Annotated in this window: 20 protein-coding genes; 10 read left to right on the top strand and 10 right to left on the bottom strand. The window is 74.5% G+C overall.

The annotated features are described in order from the left end of the window. Nucleotides 1-57 precede the first annotated feature (57 nt). The 4 genes from ABD223_RS12785 to ABD223_RS12770 all read right to left on the bottom strand — a co-directional run bounded on the left by ABD223_RS12785 (nt 58) and on the right by ABD223_RS12770 (nt 5,904). Nucleotides 58-2,250, bottom strand: a complete 2,193-nt coding sequence (locus ABD223_RS12785; protein WP_344036321.1) for an FtsX-like permease family protein — start codon at nt 2,248-2,250, stop codon at nt 58-60. A 155-nt stretch (nt 2,251-2,405) separates the two neighbouring features. Beyond that, nucleotides 2,406-4,709, bottom strand: coding sequence for an FtsX-like permease family protein (locus ABD223_RS12780; RefSeq protein ID WP_344036320.1), 2,304 nt, complete (start codon nt 4,707-4,709; stop codon nt 2,406-2,408). Continuing rightward, nucleotides 4,706-5,383, bottom strand: coding sequence for an ABC transporter ATP-binding protein (locus ABD223_RS12775; RefSeq protein ID WP_344036318.1), 678 nt, complete (start codon nt 5,381-5,383; stop codon nt 4,706-4,708). Before ABD223_RS12775 ends, ABD223_RS12780 begins: the two co-directional genes overlap by 4 nt. Then, nucleotides 5,380-5,904 (bottom strand): PadR family transcriptional regulator, encoded by a 525-nt coding sequence (locus ABD223_RS12770; RefSeq protein ID WP_344036317.1) that lies wholly within the window; start codon nt 5,902-5,904, stop codon nt 5,380-5,382. The genes ABD223_RS12775 and ABD223_RS12770 overlap by 4 nt, the downstream gene beginning before the upstream one ends. A 152-nt stretch (nt 5,905-6,056) precedes the next feature. Here ABD223_RS12770 and ABD223_RS12765 point away from each other — a divergent pair, with 152 nt between their 5' ends. After that, nucleotides 6,057-6,593 (top strand): CGNR zinc finger domain-containing protein, encoded by a 537-nt coding sequence (locus ABD223_RS12765; protein ID WP_344036316.1) that lies wholly within the window; start codon nt 6,057-6,059, stop codon nt 6,591-6,593. Nucleotides 6,594-6,694: 101 nt separating this feature from the next. On the opposite strand, the gene ABD223_RS12760 is transcribed toward ABD223_RS12765, so the two are convergent. Beyond that, the gene (locus tag ABD223_RS12760; protein ID WP_380647885.1) at nt 6,695-7,951 is read right to left on the bottom strand and encodes a DUF445 domain-containing protein; all 1,257 of its coding nucleotides are present in this window, start codon (nt 7,949-7,951) and stop codon (nt 6,695-6,697) included. 29 nt (nt 7,952-7,980) lie between these two features. Between ABD223_RS12760 and ABD223_RS12755 the strand changes: the two genes are divergently transcribed. Beyond that, on the top strand, nt 7,981-9,153 hold the full coding sequence (locus ABD223_RS12755) for a pyridoxal phosphate-dependent aminotransferase (protein ID WP_344036314.1): 1,173 nt from the start codon (nt 7,981-7,983) through the stop codon (nt 9,151-9,153). Here the strand turns inward: ABD223_RS12755 and ABD223_RS12750 are convergent. Next, entirely contained in the window at nt 9,142-11,064 is a 1,923-nt protein-coding gene (locus tag ABD223_RS12750) for an NACHT domain-containing protein (protein ID WP_344036313.1), read from the bottom strand. The two genes, ABD223_RS12755 and ABD223_RS12750, sit on opposite strands and share 12 nt — an antisense overlap. Before the next feature lie 84 nt (nt 11,065-11,148). Here ABD223_RS12750 and ABD223_RS12745 point away from each other — a divergent pair, with 84 nt between their 5' ends. Further along, nucleotides 11,149-11,832, top strand: coding sequence for a TFIIB-type zinc ribbon-containing protein (locus ABD223_RS12745; RefSeq protein WP_344036312.1), 684 nt, complete (start codon nt 11,149-11,151; stop codon nt 11,830-11,832). A 103-nt stretch (nt 11,833-11,935) separates the two neighbouring features. On the opposite strand, the gene ABD223_RS12740 is transcribed toward ABD223_RS12745, so the two are convergent. After that, nucleotides 11,936-13,057: a methyltransferase domain-containing protein gene (locus tag ABD223_RS12740; RefSeq protein ID WP_344036311.1), complete on the bottom strand. Its 1,122-nt coding sequence runs from the start codon at nt 13,055-13,057 to the stop codon at nt 11,936-11,938. A 109-nt stretch (nt 13,058-13,166) separates the two neighbouring features. On the opposite strand from ABD223_RS12740, the gene ABD223_RS12735 reads away from it, so the two are divergent. The 5 genes from ABD223_RS12735 to ABD223_RS12715 all read left to right on the top strand — a co-directional run bounded on the left by ABD223_RS12735 (nt 13,167) and on the right by ABD223_RS12715 (nt 15,940). Beyond that, nucleotides 13,167-13,589, top strand: coding sequence for a helix-turn-helix domain-containing protein (locus tag ABD223_RS12735; RefSeq protein WP_344036310.1), 423 nt, complete (start codon nt 13,167-13,169; stop codon nt 13,587-13,589). 5 nt (nt 13,590-13,594) lie between these two features. Continuing rightward, nucleotides 13,595-14,245: a hypothetical protein gene (locus tag ABD223_RS12730; RefSeq protein WP_344036309.1), complete on the top strand. Its 651-nt coding sequence runs from the start codon at nt 13,595-13,597 to the stop codon at nt 14,243-14,245. Between the two features lie 184 nt (nt 14,246-14,429). Continuing rightward, the gene (locus ABD223_RS12725; protein WP_380647933.1) at nt 14,430-14,720 is read left to right on the top strand and encodes a DUF2516 family protein; all 291 of its coding nucleotides are present in this window, start codon (nt 14,430-14,432) and stop codon (nt 14,718-14,720) included. After that, the gene (locus tag ABD223_RS12720) at nt 14,714-15,376 is read left to right on the top strand and encodes an alpha/beta fold hydrolase (protein WP_344036307.1); all 663 of its coding nucleotides are present in this window, start codon (nt 14,714-14,716) and stop codon (nt 15,374-15,376) included. Before ABD223_RS12725 ends, ABD223_RS12720 begins: the two co-directional genes overlap by 7 nt. Before the next feature lie 9 nt (nt 15,377-15,385). After that, nucleotides 15,386-15,940, top strand: a complete 555-nt coding sequence (locus ABD223_RS12715) for a type 1 glutamine amidotransferase domain-containing protein (RefSeq protein WP_344036306.1) — start codon at nt 15,386-15,388, stop codon at nt 15,938-15,940. 57 nt (nt 15,941-15,997) lie between these two features. Here ABD223_RS12715 and ABD223_RS12710 read toward each other — a convergent pair whose 3' ends face one another. After that, the gene (locus tag ABD223_RS12710; protein ID WP_344036305.1) at nt 15,998-16,756 is read right to left on the bottom strand and encodes a MerR family transcriptional regulator; all 759 of its coding nucleotides are present in this window, start codon (nt 16,754-16,756) and stop codon (nt 15,998-16,000) included. A gap of 70 nt (nt 16,757-16,826) precedes the next feature. Here ABD223_RS12710 and ABD223_RS12705 point away from each other — a divergent pair, with 70 nt between their 5' ends. Then, complete coding sequence (locus ABD223_RS12705) at nt 16,827-17,375, top strand: YbaK/EbsC family protein (RefSeq protein ID WP_344036304.1); 549 nt, start codon at nt 16,827-16,829, stop codon at nt 17,373-17,375. On the opposite strand, the gene ABD223_RS12700 is transcribed toward ABD223_RS12705, so the two are convergent. Then, nucleotides 17,337-17,864, bottom strand: a complete 528-nt coding sequence (locus ABD223_RS12700; RefSeq protein WP_344036303.1) for a TetR/AcrR family transcriptional regulator — start codon at nt 17,862-17,864, stop codon at nt 17,337-17,339. The two genes, ABD223_RS12705 and ABD223_RS12700, sit on opposite strands and share 39 nt — an antisense overlap. A 46-nt stretch (nt 17,865-17,910) precedes the next feature. Between ABD223_RS12700 and ABD223_RS12695 the strand changes: the two genes are divergently transcribed. After that, the gene (locus ABD223_RS12695) at nt 17,911-19,275 is read left to right on the top strand and encodes an amidase (RefSeq protein WP_344036302.1); all 1,365 of its coding nucleotides are present in this window, start codon (nt 17,911-17,913) and stop codon (nt 19,273-19,275) included. Here the strand turns inward: ABD223_RS12695 and ABD223_RS12690 are convergent. Continuing rightward, nucleotides 19,253-20,320: an LOG family protein gene (locus ABD223_RS12690; protein ID WP_344036301.1), complete on the bottom strand. Its 1,068-nt coding sequence runs from the start codon at nt 20,318-20,320 to the stop codon at nt 19,253-19,255. The two genes, ABD223_RS12695 and ABD223_RS12690, sit on opposite strands and share 23 nt — an antisense overlap. Nucleotides 20,321-20,338 lie beyond the last annotated feature (18 nt).

Below are 20,338 nucleotides of genomic sequence, written 5' to 3'. Positions count from 1 at the left end.
ATACTCCTACCGCTCGATGGTGTGGTCGTCGGAACCGGAGATCGTTCCGGTGCGTCGCTACTCGGTTCGCAGGGCGGCCGGGCGGATCGCCGAGCGCAGCGCGGGCAGCGCGCACACCGACATCACGAGCACGACGACCGCCGCCGAGGCGATCGGGGTGGCGACCTCGGTCCACTCCACGCGGAACGACGAGGTCGGCACCACCAGCCACGCCGTGCCGACGCCGACGGGCACGGCCAGGCCCGCGCCGAGCGCCGTCGGCACGGCGGACTGCCACAGCGCGGACACCGCGAGCACCCGGTGCGGCACGCCGTTCGCCGCCAGCACGGCCGTCGGCCGGGCGCGTTCCAGGACGTGGTCGACGGCCGCCGCCGCGAGCCCCACCACGGCCAGCAGGACGAGCAGCGCCGAACCGCCGATCACGCCGCCGCGCAGCGACGTGAACAGCTCGACCTGGCCGGCCTCGAACGGCGTGCGCAGCGTGACGGCCCGGTCCACCCGCCCGGTGGCGGCCAGCAGGCGGTCGCCGAACGACTGGTCCGGCGCGCCGTGCACGACCAGTTCGCTCGGCGGGATCGCCGCCAGCACGGGGTCGGCGGCGCCCGCGACGTACAGGCCCCACCGCACGTCGTCGACCTCGACCCGCCGGTGCTGCGGGACCTCCCACCGCCTGCCCGCGACGGTCAGCGCGGAGCCCGGCACGGGACCCCTGCCGCCGACCAGGTAGGCCGAACCGGGCGCGCAGTCGTCGACCCCGAGGCGTTCGACGAGCTCGGCGCAGTCGGAGCTGACCAGGGAGGTGCCCGGCATCTCGCGCGGCCGGTACCGGCGGACCTCGTCGACCCGCTCCACCCCGCCGACCAGGGCGATCGACTCCTCCAGCGAGCGGACCGGCGTGTGCTCGGACAGGTCGAGCACCCAGCGGTCGGGGTCGTCCACGGGCGGGGCGGCGGTGACCTGCGCGGCCACGCCGAGCAGCACCTGGAGCGTCAGCGAACCGGTCAGCACCACCACGACACCGGACAGCACGCGGGTCGTCCCGGCGTCGAACCGCAGCGCGCGCAGGGCGAGCATGGGCGCGACGCCGTCCGGTTGCAGGCGGTGGGCGACCTTCCCGACCAGCCACGGCAGCACCGCGCCGGTGCCCGCGAGGACCAGCGCGATGCCCAGGCCCATGCCCACGGCCAGCCGCGAGTCCGTCATCACCGCCCAGAAGTCGCCGACCGCCGAGAGCACCACGAGCACCGCGGCCCCGGCGCCGACCAGCGCGAACCGCCACCACGCCCGCCGGGCGGGCGGCTCGACCGCGTGGACGAGGCCGAGCGGCCCCAGTTCCTCGGCGCGCAGGGCGAGCAGGGCCGACACGACCGCGACGACCGGCACGCCCAGCGCGATCAACGCGCCGAGCAGCGGGTCGGGCAGCAGGTCGGTGGGGAAGAAGCCGACGCCCTCGACCTCGATGAACCGGGCCAGCGGCCGGGCGGCGAAGAACAGCGCCACGCCGACGAACAACCCCAGCACCGCCCCGGTCAGCGTCTCGCCGCCGGCGATCCACCGCAGCTGCCGGTGGGACGCGCCGACCAGGCGGATCGCGGCCAGGCGCTGCGCGCGGCCGGTGGCGCCGAGGCGGGTGGCGACCACGACGAAGATGCCGAGGGGCACCAGCAGGGCGCTGATCGCGGCGAGCACCAGCAGGCGGTAGGCGGGCAGCAGCGTCGTGCGCGGCACGTCGCCGCCGAACCCGGTGGCGGTGTCGGCGGCGTCGACGTGGGCCTGCGGCAGGCCGGCGTAGAAGAGCAGCGACTTCGGCCTGGGCAGGCCCACGTCGGCGATCACGCCGATCACGCTCTCCGGGAAGCGGGCGCGGACCGCGTCGTCGGTGCGCATCAGCTCGAACAGCTCCGGCGAGACGACCAGCTCGCCCGGACCCGGGATGCGGCCGATCCCGGGCGGGGCGGGCGCGTCGGGCGCGGTGGCGGCCAGCTCGACCCCGCTGATCACGCGGCCCTGCCACGGCACCTCGACCCGGCGGACCGCCAACGCGGCCGCCCGGCCCTCGACCGAGGTGACCGCGGCGGCCTGCACCCGTTCGGACTTGGCCTCGCGGGCGGGCCCGATCGAGGCGGCCAGGAGCAGCACGGTCACGCCCAGGCCGACGCCGGTGGCGGTGAGCGCCAACCTGGCCCACGACGTCCGGCTGCCCCCGACGGCCAGCCGGCCGCCCAGCACCAGGTCGGCGACCCACCTCATCGGAGCGCACCCCGCGTGCTCCGGCCGCCGGTTCCCGCGATGTCGTCGAGGAAAGGGATCACGTCCTCTAAGACGCCGCGGGGTGGTGTCGCGTGGCCTCCGAAGGCGCCGTCGTCGCGAGAAATCCTCAGGGACGACGGCGCCGGTCCGGTGGCTCACTCCGAGCGCAGGCCCAGGGCGCCGGTCGCCCGGTGCAGCGACGGCAGGGACAGCAGCGTCACGACCACGACCATCAGCGCCGCCGTGCCGCTGAGCACCCCGATGCCCGCCCAGTCCAGCACGAGCGGCTGCGTGACGACCTTCAGCAGCAGGAGCGCCATGGCGCCGCCCACCGCGATCCCCACGCCCAGGGCGAGCATGAGCGGCACGGCGTTCTGCCACAGCAGCGACCGCGCCAGGGCGCCCTTCGGCACGCCGCTCGCGGCCAGCACCGCCAGGGGCCGCCTGCGTTCCCGCACCTGCTCCAGCGCCAGCACCAGCAGGCTCGCGCCGGCCAGGAGCAGGGTGATCATCGAGCCCGCCAGCAGGGCCTGCCGGATGCTCCGGAACTCCTGCACCCGCTGCGGCGCCTGGGTTTCGCCGAAGTACGTGGTGTAGGCCCGCCAGGTCATCGGGGCGACGGCGTTGCGGACGTGCTCGGCGATGTCCGGCCGCGCCGGGTCGACCAGCACCATCACGCTGGTGCGCGCGTGCTCCAGGGGCAGGTCCGCCGCCAGCGACGGCGTCACCATCAGGCCGTACCGGCCCTGCTCCTCCGACGTGGGCGCGACCCGGGTGAACTCCGGGATCGTCCACCGGGGACCGGACGCGGCGGGCTCCGAGTCGAGCGCGATGGTGACCTGCTGGCCCGGCGCCAGCGGCGTGTCGAAGCCCACCTCCGGCATCCGCTCGGAGGCCACGACGAACGCGTCGCCGTCCTGGCAGGACGGCAGCCGGGCGTGGGCGCGCAGCACGTCGCACGTGCCGATCGCCACCGAGCCGTACTCGTCCTCGGCGCGGAGGAACGACAGCCCCCGCAGCGGGTGGACCCGCTCCACGCCCACCGACCGCTCCAGCAGCGCCACGGTCTGCGCGATCAGCTCCGGCGAGGTGTGGCGCATGCTGATGTCGACCCGGCTCCGGTCGACCTCGGGCAGCGGGCGGTCGACGACGCTGGTCTCCGCGCTCGCCATCACCGACTGGAGGGCGATGCCGCCGGCCAGCACCACGGCCACGCCGCCGACCACGCGGGCGGCCGTGCCGCTCTCCAGCTGGAGCCTGCGGACGGCCAGCTGCCACGACGGCGCGCCGCCGCGCAGGCGGCCGACCGACCGCTCGACCACCCACGGCAGCAGCAGGGGGATGGACAGCAGCAGCATCGTGATGCCGCCGACCAGGACCTCCACCGACGCCCCGTCGCCCTCGCCGCTCACCGCGCCGAACTGGGTGGACAGCGCGGCCACGCCGATGAGGAGCGGCACCACCCGCCACCACAGGACCCGCCGCACCGGCTTCGCGTCGCGCACCACGCCCAGCGGCTCGACCACCGTGCGGCGCATGGCGACGATCGAGGTCACCACGGCCAGCACCGGCACCAGCACGGCGATCAGCACGGCCAGCGGCGGCGACGGCGTCAGGTCCTCGACGAACACGCTGATGCCCAGCAGCCGGACGTCCTCCACGAACCGGCGGGCGAACAGGAACAGCGCCGTGCCGACGGCCAACCCGGCGAACGCGCCGAGCAGCGACTCGCCGGCCGCGATCCGCCGCACGCGCTGCGCGCCCGCGCCGACCAGCCGCAGCGCCGCCAGCCTGCGGTCCCGCTGCGAGCCCGCGAGCCGCGTGCTGATGCCCACGAACACCAGCACCGGGAACAGCAGCGCGACCACGCCGACCGCGATCAGCAGCGACAGGACCGGGTCCAGGCCGCGGTCCTGGAGCTCGCCGCCGAACGCGACGACCGTGTTGCCGCTCTCGGCGGAGAGCGTCGCGTCGCCCGCGTAGAACACGAGGTCGTGCGGCGCGTTCAGGCCGGCGCGGTCGATCGTGCCGACCACCTCCTGGGGGAACCGCTCGCGCAGCAGCTCGCCCCTCGGCGACGCCAGCAGCTCCGCCAGGGCGGGCGACAGGAAGATCTCGCCGTCACCGGGCACCCTCGACGTGCCCGGCCGCACCGGCGCGCCCGGACCCGTGGCCCGCGCGAAGCGCCCGGTGATCGACTCGCCGCGGTAGTCGGTGTTCCAGAACTCCTCGTACAGCACGTCCCGACCGCTCGGCGGCGACTCGGCGGTGACCGCCGCGACCGCGGCCGTGCGGGCGCCGCGCTCGGACAGCACCGTCGTCAACGACGAGGCCCCCAGCAGCACGGCGACGCCGATGCCGATGCCCGCGCCGGTCAGCGCGAGCCTGACCCACGACGCGCGCCCGCCGCCGAGGGCGAGCCGGACGCCGAGCGCCAGGTCGGAGAACCACCGCGTCACCTGGCCGGCTCCATCTCGCGGGACTTGCCGTCGCGCACCACGACCTCGCGGTCGGAGTAGGCCGCCACCCGCGCCTCGTGCGTCACCAGCACCACGGCCGCGTTGCTCTCCTTGGCGGCGGTGACCAGCAGCTGCATCACCCGCTCGCCGTTGAGCGAGTCGAGCGCGCCCGTCGGCTCGTCGGCGAACACCACCCGCGGACCCGTCACCAGCGCCCGCGCCACCGCCACGCGCTGGCCCTGGCCGCCGGAGGTCTCGCCGGGGCGCTTGTCCGCCACGTCCGCGACCTCCAGCCGCTCCAGCCACTCCCGGGCGCGCGACTCGGCCTCGCGCCGCTTCACCGAGCCGAGGCGCAGCGGCAGCGCGACGTTCTCCAGGCAGCTCAGCTCCGGCACCAGCTGGCCGAACTGGAACACGAACCCGAAGTCGGTGCGCCGCAGCTCGCTGCGCGGGCCGTCACCCAGCGCGCTCAGCTCCACGTCGCGGTAGCGCACCGTCCCCGAATCGGGCTGGAGGATGCCCGCCAGGCAGTGCAGCAGGGTCGACTTGCCCGAGCCCGACGGGCCCATCACCGCGACGACCTCGCCGGCGTGCACGCGCAGGCCCGCGCCGTCGAGCGCCGGGGTCGGGCCGAACGACTTGCGCAGGTCGACCGCTTCGAGCAGGGGGTTCATCGGGTCACCGCCGTCTTCAGCTTGCCGAGGCGCGCGGCGGTGAGCTCCAGCCAGCGCAGGTCGGCTTCGAGGTGGAACAGGGCGTGGTCGCAGATCAGCTGGTCGGCCAGGTCGCCGTCGGCCTTCCGCTTGGTCAGCTCGCGCATCGTCCTCAGGTGCGCGGAGCGCTGGACGTCGAGCACGTCGTCCGCGCTGCGACCGGACAGCAGGGCCAGCACGACCTTGGCGTAGAGGGTGTTCTGGAGGTACGGCTCCGGTCTCTCCGGCGTCGCCAGCCACCGCTCCACGTCCGTCACGCCCGCGTCGGTGATCGCGTACCGCTTGCGCTCCGGGCCGTCGCCCGCCTCGACGCCGGCCTCCTCGACCAGCCCGTTGCGGAGCAGGCGCGACAGCGTCGTGTACACCTGCCCGTAGTGCAGCGGCCGGTCTTGGCCGAAGCGCTCGTCGTAGGCCCTCTTCAGGTCGTACCCGTGCCGGGGGCCCTTCTCCAGCAGCCCCAGCAGGGTGTGTCCGATCGACATGCGAGCGACTATACACACAAGGTATACACAGGGTTCATAGCTCGATCGGCGCAACGGCGGGTGTCACCCGAAAGGGCAGACGGACTAACCTCTCAAAACCACTTGACGGTTACTTGGCCACATCGTGACCCTCCGACGCCTACAGTGGAGGGGTGACTGGTCTGGCGGCCGGCTGGGACCACGCGGCTTTCCCGCAGGGTCGAGCCGGCGATGCGGAACACGATGTGGAGCTGCTGCTCGCTTTCCTGAACACCCGAGATCTCGAACTCGGCACGGACGTCCTGGACAGCGCCGCCGCCTGGCGCGCGTGGGTCACCGAACGCGGCCTGGGCAGGCCGGGTGACCCGGGGGAGGTCCGAGCCGCCCGCGACTCGCTGCGGGCCTCGCTGGGTGAACGGCACGACGGACCCGACCCCACCCCCGCCGCGGGCCTGGTCCGCGTCGACCTCAGCCACGGCGTGCCGACCATGTCCGGCACCGACGCCCTCGGCGCGGTGCTCGGCGCGGCGGCGCGGCTGGCGGTGCTGGGCTCCTGGGAGCGGTTCAAGATCTGCCAGGCGGACGACTGCCGGTGGGCGTTCTTCGACCGCTCGCGCAACCGCTCGCGCACCTGGTGCTCGATGCAGACGTGCGGGAACCGGGAGAAGGCGCGCAACTGGCGCGAGCGCCGCGCCCTGAGCGTGACCTGAACGCCCGAACCCGGAGCGCGACGAACCGGTCCCGGGCGCGCGGCACGCGGGGTCCGGGCGCATGACACGCGCGACGTCATGCGCCCCGGACGCGCGCGGCCTCAGGTGACCAACTGGCCGACGGTGTAGATGACCAGGCCGGCCAGGGCGCCCACGACCGTGCCGTTGATGCGGATGAACTGGAGGTCGCGCCCCACCTGGAGCTCGATCTTGCGCGACGTCTCCTCGGCGTCCCAGCGCTCCACGGTGTCGGTGATCAGCGTGGTGATCTCGTCGCGGTAGTGGGTCACCACGTACGCCGCCGCGCCCTCCAGCCACCCGTCGACCTTCGCGCGCATCGCCTCGTCCGAGACCAGCCTGCCGCCGAACGACAGCAGGCCCTCGCGCACGCGCCGCCGCAGCTCCGACGACGGGTCCTCGGCCGCGTCCAGCAGCATCTTCTTCGCCGTGCCCCACGCCGACCCGATGAGCCGCTGCACGTCCGGGTGCTCGACGACCTGGTTCTTGACCTGCTCCGCCCGCTGCATGGTGGCCGGGTCGGTGCGCAGGTCGTCGGCGAACTCGATCAGGAACTGGTCCACCGCGAGCCGCATCGGGTGGTTGACGTCGGTCTTCACCGCCCACGCGAAGTTCAGCAGCTCCGTGTAGACCTTGTCGCCGAGCATGGAGTCCACGAACTTCGGCGACCACGACGGCGCGCGGTCGGACACCACGCCCATGACCTTCTCGTAGTTGTCCCGCACCCAGTCGTAGGCCCGGTCGCACATCAGGTCGACCAGCTTGTGGTGCGCCCCGTCGGACAGCACCTGCCCGAGCAGCTCGCCCAGCGGCGGGCCCCACGGCCGGTCGACCAGCCGCCGCACCACCGCCTGCTCGACGATCGCCTGCACGTCCTCGTCCCGCAGCACGGTCACCGCGCCGCGCACCACGTTGGCCACCTCCGACGTCACCCGCTCGGCGTTCTCCGGCTTGACCAGCCACTCGCCCAGCCGCCGCGACACGTGGACGCGCCGCAGCTTGTCCCGCACCACCGCCTCGGACAGGAAGTTCTGCCCGACGAACGAGCCCAGCGCGTCGCCGAAGGTGTCCTTGCGGGTCGGGATGATCGCCGTGTGCGGGATCGGCAGCCCCAGCGGCCTGCGGAACAGCGCCGTCACGGCGAACCAGTCGGCCAGCGCGCCCACCATGCCCGCCTCGGCGGCGGCGCGCACGTACCCCACCCACGTCGGGCCGTCGTCCTCGAACAGCAGCGCGACGAGGAAGACGGCGGTCGCGGCGAGGAAGAAGCCCGTGGCCACGAGCTTCATCCGGCGCAGCCCTCGGAGCTTGAGCTGGTCAGCGGCGGTAAGTTGCTCCACACCGCCATTGTCCGTGAAGATTCGGAGTCGTGCGGGTACCAGCGCTAGTCCCCAGGTTGCGGCCGTTCACCTCGACGATCTTCGCGGAGATGACCGCGTTGGCCACCCGCACCGGCGCGGTGAACCTCGGCCAGGGCTTCCCCGACACCGACGGGCCGGCCGGGATGCTCCGGGTCGCCAAGGAGGCCATCGACGGCGGCCTCAACCAGTACCCGCCGGGGCCGGGCACGCCCGAGCTGCGGCGGGCGATCTCCGAGCACCGGGCCCGCTACGGCACGCACCACGACCCGGACACCGACATCCTGGTCACGGTGGGCGCCACCGAGGCCATCGCCGCCTCGCTGCTGGCGCTGGTCGAGCCCGGCGACGAGGTCGTGCTGATCGAGCCCTACTACGACTCGTACGCGGCGTCCGTGGCGCTGGCGGGCGCGACGCGGCGCACCGTCGGCCTGGTCGAGGAGCCCGGCACCGGCCGCCTCGGCCTGGACGTGGCCGCGCTGGCGGCGGCGTTCGGGCCGCGGACCAGGGCCGTGCTGGTCAACTCGCCGCACAACCCCACCGGCACCGTGCTCAACCGCGACGAGCTGGCCGCCATCGCGCGCCTGTGCGTCGAGCACGACGTGGTGGCCATCACCGACGAGGTGTACGAGCACCTGGTGTTCGACGACCTGGAGCACGTGCCGCTGGCCACGCTGCCCGGCATGGCCGAGCGCACCGTGACCATCTCCGGTGCCGGCAAGTCCTTCAACTGCACCGGCTGGAAGATCGGCTGGGTGTGCGCCCGGCCCGAGCTGGTCGGCGCGGTGCGCGCGGCCAAGCAGTTCCTGACCTTCGTCGGCGGCGCGCCGTTCCAGCCCGCCGTGGCGCACGCGCTGCGCCACGAGCTGGACTGGGTCGAGCGGCTGCGGGCGTCGTTGCAGGACAAGCGGTCGCGGCTGGCCGCCGGCCTCACCGAGGCGGGGTTCGCGGTGCGGCCCAGCCAGGGCACCTACTTCATCACCGCGGACGTCCGCCCGCTCGGCTTCACCGACGGCGAGCAGCTGTGCCGCGAGCTGCCGGGGCGGATCGGCGTCGCGGGCGTGCCCGTGCAGGTGTTCACCGACCACCCCGACCAGTGGCGGCACCTGGTGCGCTTCGCGTTCTGCAAGCGCGACGAGGTGCTGGACGAGGCGATCGACCGGCTGCGGAAGCTAGGCGCCTGACCTCACCTCCGCGCGGGCGCCCGCCAGCCGGTCCTGCACCAGCGCGTGCCGGAACTGGTACGCGGCGCCCGCCTGCCGCAGCACGCCGAGCTTGCGCGCGTCCTCCAGGAACACGGTCAGCTCCCACGGCAGCTTGCCGCGCAGCGCGAGCCACACCCGCGCCACGGTGAACCACCACCAGCGCAGGTGCAGCACGGACAGCGTGAAGCCGAGCATCACGCCGCACGCCAGGCCGAGGCCCACCATCCCGGCCTGGTTCGGGCCGAACACCAGCCCGGCCGCCGCGCCGAACACCACGGCCGGCACCAGCGACCCGGTCCACACCGCGACCCGGTCCCGCGTCATCGTCCACCGCGGGCTCGACGGGTGGGTCAACTCGGCGCTGCTGCCCAGCGCGAACCGCAGCGCCACCACCACCGCGATGCCGAGGCCGACGACCAGGCCCGCCGACAGCCCGTACAGGGCGCCGAACACCAGGCCGGCCACCGCGCCGAGCACCCCGCTGACCACCACCAGGCTGCGCCACACGTCCAGGCGCGGCTTCGGCGCGCGGTGCCCGGACGCGTGCAGCGCGGCCACCGCGATGGCCACGCCCGCGCCCAGGCCGGTGAGCGGCGCGAACTCCGGCGTGCTCGCGTAGGCCATCAGCCACGCCACGCCGAACCCGCCGACGAGGCCCAGCGCCAGCGCGCCGAGCAGCGCCAGCCACGTGCCGTTGACCGAGCGCCGCAGGTCCCACCAGGCCAGCTCGCGCACACCGCGGTCGCGCATCTGGCCCGCCAGGAACGCCAGCCAGCGCCGCGCCCGGTCCCGCGGCCACACCTGGCTCAACCGGGCCTGGTGCGCCACCCCGCGGTCGCCGAACGAGCCCGTGACCAGCGAGTCCACCAGGTGCTCCTCGATCGCGCGGCGATCGGGGAACCGGGCGCGGTCGAGCAGCTCGCTCGGCTCGCCGGAGGCGTACACCACGCTCGCCAGCGACACCGCGAGCGGCGTGCACAGCGCCTCCGCCAGGCGGTCGTCCGGCTCGTCGCGCAGGTGCAGGAAGATCGGCTCCCAGCGGGCCGCCGTCACCGGGTCCGAGGTCGCCCGCAGGTAGCCCGCGATCTCCTCGTGGTCCAGCGGCTGGAGCTCCACCACGTGGGCGCCCGCCACCCGCGCCCCGGCGAACTCGTCCGTGCGGCAGGTCAACACCAACGGGTGGTTCCTCGGGAACGCCCGGTTGATGCGGTCGAGCGCGTGCCCCCGGTGCTCGGCGGGCACCTGGTCGAGCCCGTCGAGCACGGGGAGCACGCGCCGCTGCTCCACCAGCAGCTCGGCCGCGTAGCTGCCGTACAGCTCGGTGTTGCGCAACGCCGGGTGGTCCTCGTAGAGGCGGCGGGTCATCCAGGTGCGCACGTCCTCCACGCCCGGGTCCCACGTGGACAGGGGCAGCAGGAACGGCACCGGTTCACCGGGGCGCCGGTCGAGCAGGCCGGTGGTGAGCAGCATCGCGGTGGTGCTCTTGCCCGCGCCCGCGTCGCCGAGGAACACCATGCGCCCGCCGGCGCGCCGGAACGCGCCGAGGACGCCGTCGCTGTGGCCGGGATCGCCCACCAGCGCGCTCCAGTGCAGGTCCAGCAGGTGGTCGGTCAGGCCGCGGGCCCCGCACTCCTCGTTCCACTGGGTGTGGAGCGCCTGGGTGAGGGCGTTCGCGGCGGCGTCGAGGTTGTCGTCGGTGGCGAGGCCTGCGGCGCGCCTGCGGTGCAGCCACGGGTCGACCGCGGCGAGCAGCGCCACGAAGCCGACGGCCAGGCCGATCAGCCACGCGTCGGGGTCGATGCCGTAGTCGGTGACGAACAGGCCGGCCACCGCGAGGACGGCGGCCAGCACGCACCCGGCCAGGACGGCCCGCTGGTGGAATCTGGACACCACGAAATCATGGCCCACCGCTCGCTCGGAGGTCACTCAAGGTGCAGGGGCGATCACTCGCGTGGCGTGCGTACCCTCGGATCTGTGATCTGCCCGAAATGCCAGGACCTGATGCGGACCATCACCCGGGGGTCCGTGCACGTCGAGCAGTGCGAGAACTGCCACGGCGTCTTCCTCGACGGCGGTGAGCTGGAACAGATCATCGCCGCCGAGCGGGCCCACTACGCGCCGCCCTACCTGCCGGACGGCGGGCCGGTGCTGCCGGTGGGTGTTCCCGTGGGGGTGCCGGTGGGAGCGCCTGTGGGAGCGCCTGTGGGTGTGCCGGTCACGGCGCCGGTCGCCGAGCCGAACCACGGGCAGGGCGGTGACCAGGAGACCCGGGCGCTGCCCGCCGCGTCGGACGCCGCCGAGCTGCCTGCCGCCGACCGGCCTGTTGCCGAGCTGCCTGCTGCCGACCAGTCCGCCGAGCCACCGCCCGCCGACCAGCCGGCCCCCGACCAGCCACCCGCCGACCACTCCGCCGCCGAGCCGCCGCCCGCGCAACTGCCTGCTGTCACCCCACCCGCTGTCGCCCAGCCCGCCGGTCCGCCGCCCGCCTACCAGCCACCCCCGCCCTACCAGCCGCCTCCCGGCACCCCGTCGGGTCCGCCGCCCGCCTACCAGCCGCCACCGGGGACGGTCCCCCCGCCGCCCGCCCACCCCGGCTACTACGACCCGTATTACGGCCGGCGCCGTCGGCGCAGCTTCCTGGAGGAGCTGTTCGACTGAGCGCGTGACTCGCGGTGCCTGAGTGGAGGACTCGCGGTGCCGGAGTGGAGGACTCGCGGTGCCGGAGTGGAGGACACGCGGTGTCCGAGTGGAGGACACGCGGTCAGAGGGGCCAGGTGTGGGTGGTTCGGGCGAGGGTGAAGTGCTGGGTCGTGGGGGTGGCGGTGAAGGTGAAGTGGTGGCGGCGGGGTTTGCCCAGGGCGCGCCACCGCGCGTAGGCGGCCTCGGCGTCGTCCCAGAGGCGGCGGGGTCCGCCCTGGGCGACCGACGTGCCCCGGTGGCGGACCCAGGACCCGTCCGGGTGGGCCAGGCGCGGCGGGTCGCCGGCCGCGACGACGCCGGGCAGCGCCAGGCCCGCGAAGAACTCGAAGCCGCGTGCCGGGTCGAGCACCAGCTCCGGGGTCAGGAGGGTGCCGCGCGCGGTGGTCGGCTCGGCGGTCAGGGCGTCGGCGAGGGCGTCCTCGGCCCACGCGGCGTGGTGCGCGCGCAGCGGCATGAAGCGCCCGTCCTCGGCCATGACCGGGCCGGTGGCCACGCCGTCGCGCACGGTCAGGCGGACCAGGCCCGCGCCGATCGCCCGGTTGAACGTGGTCACGATCACGCCACCGGGTGACGTCTGGGTCAGCCACGCCGCCGGGATGCGGGAGACCGCGCAGGTGCCCAGGACCCGGTCGTAGGGCGCGCCGGGCGGGTGGCCCAGCTCGCCGTCGCCCAGGACGCACGCGGGGTGGTGGCCGGCGGCGGCCAGGTGGGCGGAGGCCCGCGCCAGCACGGCCGGGTCCACGTCGATCGTGGTGACGTTCCCCGCGCCCAGCGCGTGGCTGAGCAGCGCGGCGTTGTAGCCGGTGCCCGCCCCGATCTCCAGCACCCGCGAGCCGGGCGCGACGTCCAGCGCCTCCAGCATGATCGCCATGATCGCGGGCATGCTCGACGAACTCGTGGGCGTCCCGAGCGCGGGACGCCCGGCGAGTGCTTGCTCCCAGGCGCGGTCGTCACCGTTCAACTGGGTCACGCACACCTGGTTGCGGTAGACCAGCGCGAGGTGGTCCGGGTGGTCGGCGGTCAGCGCCGACCACGCGCCGTCCGGTCGCTGCACGAAGAACCCCGGCAGGAACACGTGCCTCGGGACCTCGCGAAACGCCGCGACCCAGCGCGGGTCGCGCAGCACGCCGGAGGCCGTGAGCGAGTCGACCAGCTCGTCGCGCAGCTTCGCCGCAAGGTCCACGCCCCCACCGTAGCGCTGTGGGCGAGCCCACGTCCGAGTTGCTAGCAGTCCGCTTGCAGCTGCTAGCACTCGCGCGTACCGTCGACAGCGGATCGAGGAGGTGCCGCAGGTGGACAAGCCCATCGACAAGGCGGTGGCCGACCTCGGCCGCGACATCGGCGAGTACATCCGCCAGCAGCGCAACACCGCGAAGATCTCGTTGCGGCAGCTGGCCAAGCTCGCGGGCGTCTCCAACCCGTACCTGAGCCAGATCGAGCGGGGCCTGCGCAAGCCGAGCGCGGAGATCCTCCAGCAGATCGCGAAGGGCCTGCGGATCTCGGCCGAGGCGCTGTACGTCGAGGCCGGGATCCTGGAGCAGCGCGAGGGCGGTGCGCTCGCCGACGCCATCGTCACGGCCCCAGAGCTGACCGAGCGGCAGAAGCAGGTGCTGCTCGACGTCTACGAGTCCTTCCGGCGGGAGAACGCGGCGGCCGACCACCGGGCGCCCGCCGCCCCGAACCAGCCCGCCGCCACGAACCAGTCCGAGGAGTGATCGCCATGCCGAACCTGCCCACCACCGAGGAGCTGCGCAAGGCGGGCGAGCAGGCCGTCGCCGCCGCCCGGACCCCGCTGCTCGCCGCCCTGGGCGCGGGCGACCTGGCCGCCAAGGCCGTCGTCGAGGCGCTGGGCAAGGCCCGCGAGCGCGCCGAGACGGCGAAGCAGGCGGCCGAGTCGACCGACTTCACCGGGTTGAAGGACAAGTTCGACCCGGTCGAGCTGCGCAAGGTCGTCGACGCCTACACGCAGTCGGCGCTGAACCTGTACCAGTTCCTCGCCCACCACGGTGAGGAGGCGCTGGAGAAGCTGAAGGTCCAGCCGCAGCTCCAGAAGGCCCTCAACCAGGTCGAGGAGGCCGTGGAGACCGCGCAGAAGCGCACCGGCACCGCCGCCTCGGAAGCCCGCGACCTGGCCGACGACGTGCTCGGCAAGGTCACCCGCCGCACCCGCGCGGCCGGCGAGAAGGCCGCGAGCGACGTCGAGGAGGCCACCGAGAAGCTGGCCGAGGCGGTCGTGGAGGCGGGTGGCGAGGTCGCCCACGAGGTGCGCGCCACCGCCCGCAAGGCGGCGGACCGCACCACCACGCGCAAGACGACCGGCACGGGCCGCGGCAGCACCGCGGCGCGCAAGTCGACCGGCGCCGCCGAGTAGGACCGCGGTCGAGCAGGACCACCGCCGAGCGGAACCGCGGCCGAGCAGGACCGCGGTCGAGCAGGACCGCCGGTGGCGCGAAGTGACGGGGCGTCCCACCGGGACGCCCCGTTTCGGCTGTACCGCGCACGCGCGACGCACGTAGTCTGGTGCTGTGTTCTTCCCGATCCCGGAACTCAGCCCGTTGTACCTGGACCTCTGGGTCATGTTCGTGGCTTACTACGCCGCGCTGGGCATGGGTGTGTTCGCGTTCGCGCACGCACTCTCGCAGCGCGCCGACGCCTACCAGGCCGCGGATCGCATGACCAAGCCCGCGTGGCTCGGCATCACCGGCGGCGGCGCGTTCGCGCTGCTGCTGTTCAGCCCGTTCTCGGCGGGCGCCATGTTCTGGCTCGCCGGGCTCGTCGCGGTCACCATCTACGTCGTGGACGTGCGCCCGCGGCTGATCGAGGTGCAGCGCGGACCCCGGTGGTGACGCACCGGGGCTTCGGCTCCGGTGCACCCGTCACCCTCGTCGGCCACGGCCTCGGCGCGACGCCCGGTGAGGCGCGCCTGCCCACGTCCGGTCTGCCGGGCACGAAGGTCGTGGTCACCCTCCCCTCGCACGGGGACGCCCCGGACGCGCCCGAGGGCTACTGGGACTACCGGCGCATAGCCGCCGACCTGCGGGGAGCGGCCCGCGACACCGGCGCGACCCGCGCGATCGGCGTGTCCCTCACGGCCGGCGCCCTGCTGTCGCTGCTGGCCGGGGAACCCGACGCGTTCGAGCGCGTGGTCCTGCTGCTGCCCGCCGTGCTGGACGAGCCCCGGCCGGCGCTGCCGCGCGAGGAGGCCATCGCCGCCGTCGGCGGGCCACCGGACTACCAGGCGCGTCGGCGGGCCGCGTACGCCCGCCTCGACGACGCCCTGGACGCGCTGCCCGGCCAGGTCGCGGTGCCGGACCGGGCGGCGTTGGCGCTGGTCACCGCCCCGGTGCTGGTGGTCGGCGCGACGCGGGACCCGCTGCACCCGGAGGACGTGGCCGAGCAGGTGGCCGCCGCGTTCCCGAACGGCAGGCTGGAGCTGGTGCCCTCGTGGTTGACCCACCGGGGTGACGTGCGCGGGTGGTTGGTCGACTTCCTGCACGGGTAGCCGAAGCGCATGGCCGAACAGAAGAAGATCGCGTTCCTGGTCGACACGGAGGGCATCGAGCAGGTCGAGCTGACCGAGCCCTGGCAGCACGTGGAGAAGGCGGGCGCGGTGCCCAGGCTGCTCGCGCCGAAGCTCGGGAAGGTGCGCGGGTTCAACCACCTGACGCCCGCCGACGAGTTCGACGTGGACGTGCCTTACGCGCACGCCGACCCCAACGACTACGACGGCATCGTCATCCCGGGTGGCGTCGCCAACGCGGATTTCCTCCGCATGGACCGCGACGCGGTGCGCTTCGTCAAGCAGCACGTGGCCGCGGGCAAGCCGATCGCCTCGATCTGCCACGGGCCGTGGCTGCTGGTGGAGGCGGACGTGGTGCGCGGCAAGGCGCTGACCTCGTTCCCGAGCCTGGCCACCGACATCCGCAACGCGGGCGGCGACTGGGCGGACGAGGAGGTGCGGGTCTGCGGCGCGCACGGGTGGACGCTGGTCACCAGCCGCAACCCCGACGACCTGCCCGCGTTCAACCGGGAGGCGCTGAAGGCGTTCGGGCTGCGCGACGTGTGACGCCCCACCGCGGGGTGCGGCCCGGTCACGGGGAGGTGCACCTCCCCGTGACCGTTCCTACAGCCGCTCCTGGGCGTAGGCCGCCATGGCGTCGCGGACGTACTCGGCGAACCCCTCGGCGTGCGCGTCGAACTGCACCTTGAAGTCCGGCGCGTCGACGTACAGCTGACCGAGCCCCGCGTACGACTCGCGGTTCGGCGTCCAGCTCCGGCACAGCCAGGTGTGGTGCCGGTCCGTCACCTCCAGCGCCTCCGGGGCGTCGGGCGCGACCCCGGCGTCGAACAGGGCGGCGAAGGCCTCCCCGATCGACTTCCACTCCGCCGTGAACCCCTCGGCGTCGGCCTTCGTCCAGTCCCGCATCCGGCGCTTGCCCTCGTCGATGTGCTCCTGGGCGCCCTCGCCGTAGCGCTCCACCAGTTCCGCCTCGTAGCGGGCCTGGCGGTCGGCGTCGAAGCCCTCGAACAGCTCCTCCATCTTCATGCGGTAACCCCCTTCCAGTTCCTCGATGGTCTTGGCGACGGTCTCGGCCAGCCTCGCCAGCCGCTCCTGCTCGGTCGACAGCCACCGCGCGTGGTTGCGCAGCACGTCGAGCGCGCCGTGCCGCCCGTCCAGGACCTCGGCCACGGTGTCGAGGCCGAGACCGAGGTCGCGCAGCAGCAGGATCTGCTGGAGCCTGAGCAGCTGTTCGCGCTCGTAGTAGCGGTAGCCGTTGTCACCGACCCGCGCCGGCTCCAGCAGGCCGATCGCGTCGTAGTGCCGCAACGTCCGCGAGGTCACCTTCGACATCCGCGCGACCTGTGCGATCGACCAGGCCATGACCGCCTCCCTCCTGCCAGGACGACGTTAGATGTTGACGTAACGTCAAGGTCAAGCCGGGTTTGGCAGGATGTGCGGTGTGTGGACCATCGCAGGGAGCCTGACGCCCGTGCCCGTGCTCGACCGGCTGGACCTGGTCGCCGACCCGGTCGCCGCGGCGCTGCGGTCGCTGGCCGACGGCTCGCGGCTCGCGGTCGCCGAGATCGACCCGTCGCTGGCGGACACCGCGGAGTTCTGCGCGCACTACGGCTCGCCGCTGGAGGCGTCGGCGAACTGCGTGGTCGTCGCGGGCAAGCGCGGTGACACCGTGCGGTACGCGGCGTGCGTGGTGCTCGCCACCACGCGGGCGGACGTCAACGGGGTCGTGCGGCGGCGGTTGGACGCGCGCAAGGCGTCGTTCGCGCCGATGGACGACGCGGTGTCGCTGTCCGGCATGGAGTACGGCGGCATCACGCCCGTCGGGCTGCCCGCGGACTGGCCGGTGCTGCTGTCGCCGGAGGTCGCGGCCGCGCCGGAGCTGGTGATCGGCAGCGGGGTGCGCGGCAGCAAGCTGCTGGTGCCCGGCGCGGTGCTGGCGAAGCTACCCGGCGCCGAGGTGGTCGAGGGCCTGGCCCGCTAGGCACCGGTCGAGCACCTCGCGCGCCTGCTCGGGCGTGAGGTGCCCGATGAGCACGTGCGCGGTGAGGCCGTCGGCCAGCGCGACCAGCGCGCGGGCCCGCACGCGGTCGCCGAGCAGGCGCTCGAACATGCCCTCCAGGTCGGCGTAGCTCGCGCGCAGCGCGGGTGCGAGGTTCGGGCTCACCGCGGCCTGCGCGACGAACGCCAGCCACACCCTCGCCTCGGCGCGCTCGGGCAGGGCGAGGGCGCGCGCCGCCTCGTCCGCCGTGCCGCCCGCGCGGGCCAGGACGCGCCTGCCGACCTCGTCGAGCGCGAACTTCAGCATCTCGTCCTTGGTGCCGAAGCACCGCTGCACCGCACCCAGCGACACGCCCGCGCGCGCCGCGACGTCCCGCAGCGTCACGCCCTCCAGGCCGCGCTCGTCGGCCAGCAGGAAGACCGCGTCGGTGATCCTGCCTCGCCGGGAATCCCGGTCGACCTCCCTGGGCACCCGGGGATAGTATCCGATACAAGCGTATCGAAACTGGGGGTGCCAGGTGTGGGAGCTGACGGCGGCGGCGCAGGCCGCGGCGGTGCGGGACGGCCGGATCACGGCGGTGGAGCTGGTGCGCGCCCACCTCGACCGGATCGCCGAGGTCAACCCGGTGGTCAACGCCATCACCCGGCTCACCGCCGACCGCGCGCTCGCCGACGCCGCCGAGGTGGACCGGAACCCCGTGAAGGGTCCGCTGGCGGGCGTGCCGTTCACGGTCAAGGAGAACATCGCGCTCGGCGGCGTGCCGACCACGCACGGCGCGGCGCGGTTCGAGCACTTCACCGCGACCGCCGACGCGCCGCCCGTCGCGCGGCTGAGGGCCGCCGGCGCGATCCCCGTCGGGCACGCCAACATGCCCACGCTCACCCTCGCCGGCGTGCACACCCGCAGCGAGCTGTTCGGCGACACCGCCAACCCCTGGGACCCGACCGCCACGCCCGGCGGCAGCAGCGGCGGCGACGCCGTCGCGGTGGCCACCGGCATGGCGGCCCTCGGCCTGGGCAACGACTCCGGCGGCTCGGTGCGCCTGCCCGCGTCGTTCTGCGGCGTCGCCGGGCTCAAGCCGAGCACCGGCCGGTTCGCCGCCGACCACCGGCTCGGCCCCGACGACCCGCCGCTGGGCGCGCAGCTGTTCGCGGTGGACGGCCCGCTCGCCCGCACGGCGGGCGACCTGCGACTGGCGTTCCACGCGCTGGCGGGCGCGGACCCGCGCGACCCGCGCGCCGTGCCGGCGCCGCCGACCGGCGAGCCCGTGCCGCGGCGGGTCGCGGTGGTGGCCGACCCCGGCGGGCGGGGCGTGCACCCCGACGTGCGGCGGGCCGTCGAGGACGCGGCCGGCGCGCTGGCCGACGCCGGGTACGAGCTCGTCGAGACCGACGTGCCGCGGCTGGACGACGCCCTGCACGCCTACGGGCACCTGCTGATGACCGAGTTCGCGCCCAGCTGGCCGGTCGTGCGGACCCTCCTCGGCGCGGAGGGCCACCGGTACGTCGAGCTGTCCATGGCCAAGACCGCGCCCGTCGACCTGCCCGAGTACCTGCGGCTCACCGGCGTGCACCTGGGCGTGCGGCGGGCGTGGGCCGAGTTCCTGGACGGGCACCCGCTGGTGCTCGCGCCGGTGTTCACCGAGCCGCCGTTCGCGCCGGGCGCCGAGCGCACCCCCGAGGGGCACGACCTGGTGGGCCGGGCCCTGCGGCTGTGCACCGCGACCAGCTTCGCGGGGCTGCCCGCGGTGGCCGTGCCGACCGGGTTGGCGGGCGGCGTGCCGGTCGGCGTGCAGGTGATCGGCCGCGCCTACCGCGAGGACACGTGCCTGGACGCGGCGGAGGTGGTCGAGCGGGTGCTCACCCCGCGTACTCCCGCATGAACTCCACGGCCTCGGCCACGTCGTCGGTGACCAGGATCCAGCGCTCGGCCTCCCGGCCCCGGGCCAGCCGCTGGACCAGCGGCGCGGCCGGCACCTCGTCGACCCAGAAGTCCCTGCCCAGGAACACCATCGGCGCGGCCGGGCCGACCGAGCCGTAGTGGTTCTGGCAGTAGTCCTGGAAGACCTCCTGCACGGTGCCCGCGCTGCCCGGCGTGTAGATGATGCCGCCGGTGGCGATGGTGAGCAGGCCGTCCTCGCGGACCGAGTTGGCGAAGTACTTGGCGTGCAGCTCGCAGGCCGGGTTCGGCGGCTCGTGGCCGTAGAACCAGGTCGGGAGGCCGATGGTGCGCGGGCGCTCCCACGTCGGCAGGTCGGTGGGGCAGGCGGCGATCCAGCGGCCGATCGACTCGGCGTCGTCGCCGAACCCCGGCGCCCTGGCCAGGTCCCTGAGCACCGCCTCGTCCACGCCGGCGCGCACGCCCAGCGGCACGGCCTCCATCACGCCCGGCCCGCCGCCGGTCAGCACGGTGAACCCGGCCTCGCCGAGGGCCGCGCCCAGCCGGACCGCGCGCCGGTAACCGGGGGTGCCGCGGCCCAGCGCGTGCCCGCCCATGACGGCGACCGGCGCGCCGGTCAGGGCGTCGCCGAGGGCCGAGGTGATGGCGTGGTCGTGCAGGCGCTCGGCGAGGGCGTGCAGCGGGTCCGGGTTGTGGCCCTGCGCGCGGGTGTGCCGGTAGATGACGGCGTCGGGGGTGCCGGCGTAGGAGCCGGGGTCGGCCGGGTCGAACCCGGCGAACAGCTCGGCGGGCGTGTAGAGGCGCGACCGGTACACGTCGTAGGGCAGGTCCGGGATCGCGGGGAACACGAGCGCCCCGGCCGCCGCCGCCCGGCGCTGGGCGGCGGGGGAGAGCGTGCAGCCGAGGAACAGCGCGCCGTCCACCGGCACGCGCAGCTCCTCGGCGCCCAGGTCGAGCCCGACGACGACGGCGTCCCTCAGGTCGTCGGCCGCGCGGACCTGGTCGAGGTCGGTGAACTCCGTGCGCACCGGCGCAGCCTACGTCCC

It is taken from the genome of Saccharothrix xinjiangensis, from assembly GCF_039527585.1.
Classification (GTDB): Bacteria; Actinomycetota; Actinomycetes; order Mycobacteriales; family Pseudonocardiaceae; genus Actinosynnema; species Actinosynnema xinjiangensis.
Note: the sequence above shows the minus strand (reverse complement) of the source record. Positions and strands in the feature narration are given on the sequence as shown.

What these genes read in the sequence shown, in the direction of transcription:
- ABD223_RS12710 (WP_344036305.1), bottom strand. Translation starts at nt 16,756, where the DNA reads ATGGCCTGGTCGATCGCACAGGTCGCGCGGATGTCGAAGGTGACCTCG.
- ABD223_RS12775 (WP_344036318.1), bottom strand. Translation starts at nt 5,383, where the DNA reads ATGAACCCCCTGCTCGAAGCGGTCGACCTGCGCAAGTCGTTCGGCCCG.
- ABD223_RS12770 (WP_344036317.1), bottom strand. Translation starts at nt 5,904, where the DNA reads ATGTCGATCGGACACACCCTGCTGGGGCTGCTGGAGAAGGGCCCCCGG.
- ABD223_RS12785 (WP_344036321.1), bottom strand. Translation starts at nt 2,250, where the DNA reads ATGAGGTGGGTCGCCGACCTGGTGCTGGGCGGCCGGCTGGCCGTCGGG.
- ABD223_RS12705 (WP_344036304.1), top strand. Translation starts at nt 16,827, where the DNA reads ATGTGCGGTGTGTGGACCATCGCAGGGAGCCTGACGCCCGTGCCCGTG.
- ABD223_RS12730 (WP_344036309.1), top strand. Translation starts at nt 13,595, where the DNA reads ATGCCGAACCTGCCCACCACCGAGGAGCTGCGCAAGGCGGGCGAGCAG.
- ABD223_RS12715 (WP_344036306.1), top strand. Translation starts at nt 15,386, where the DNA reads ATGGCCGAACAGAAGAAGATCGCGTTCCTGGTCGACACGGAGGGCATC.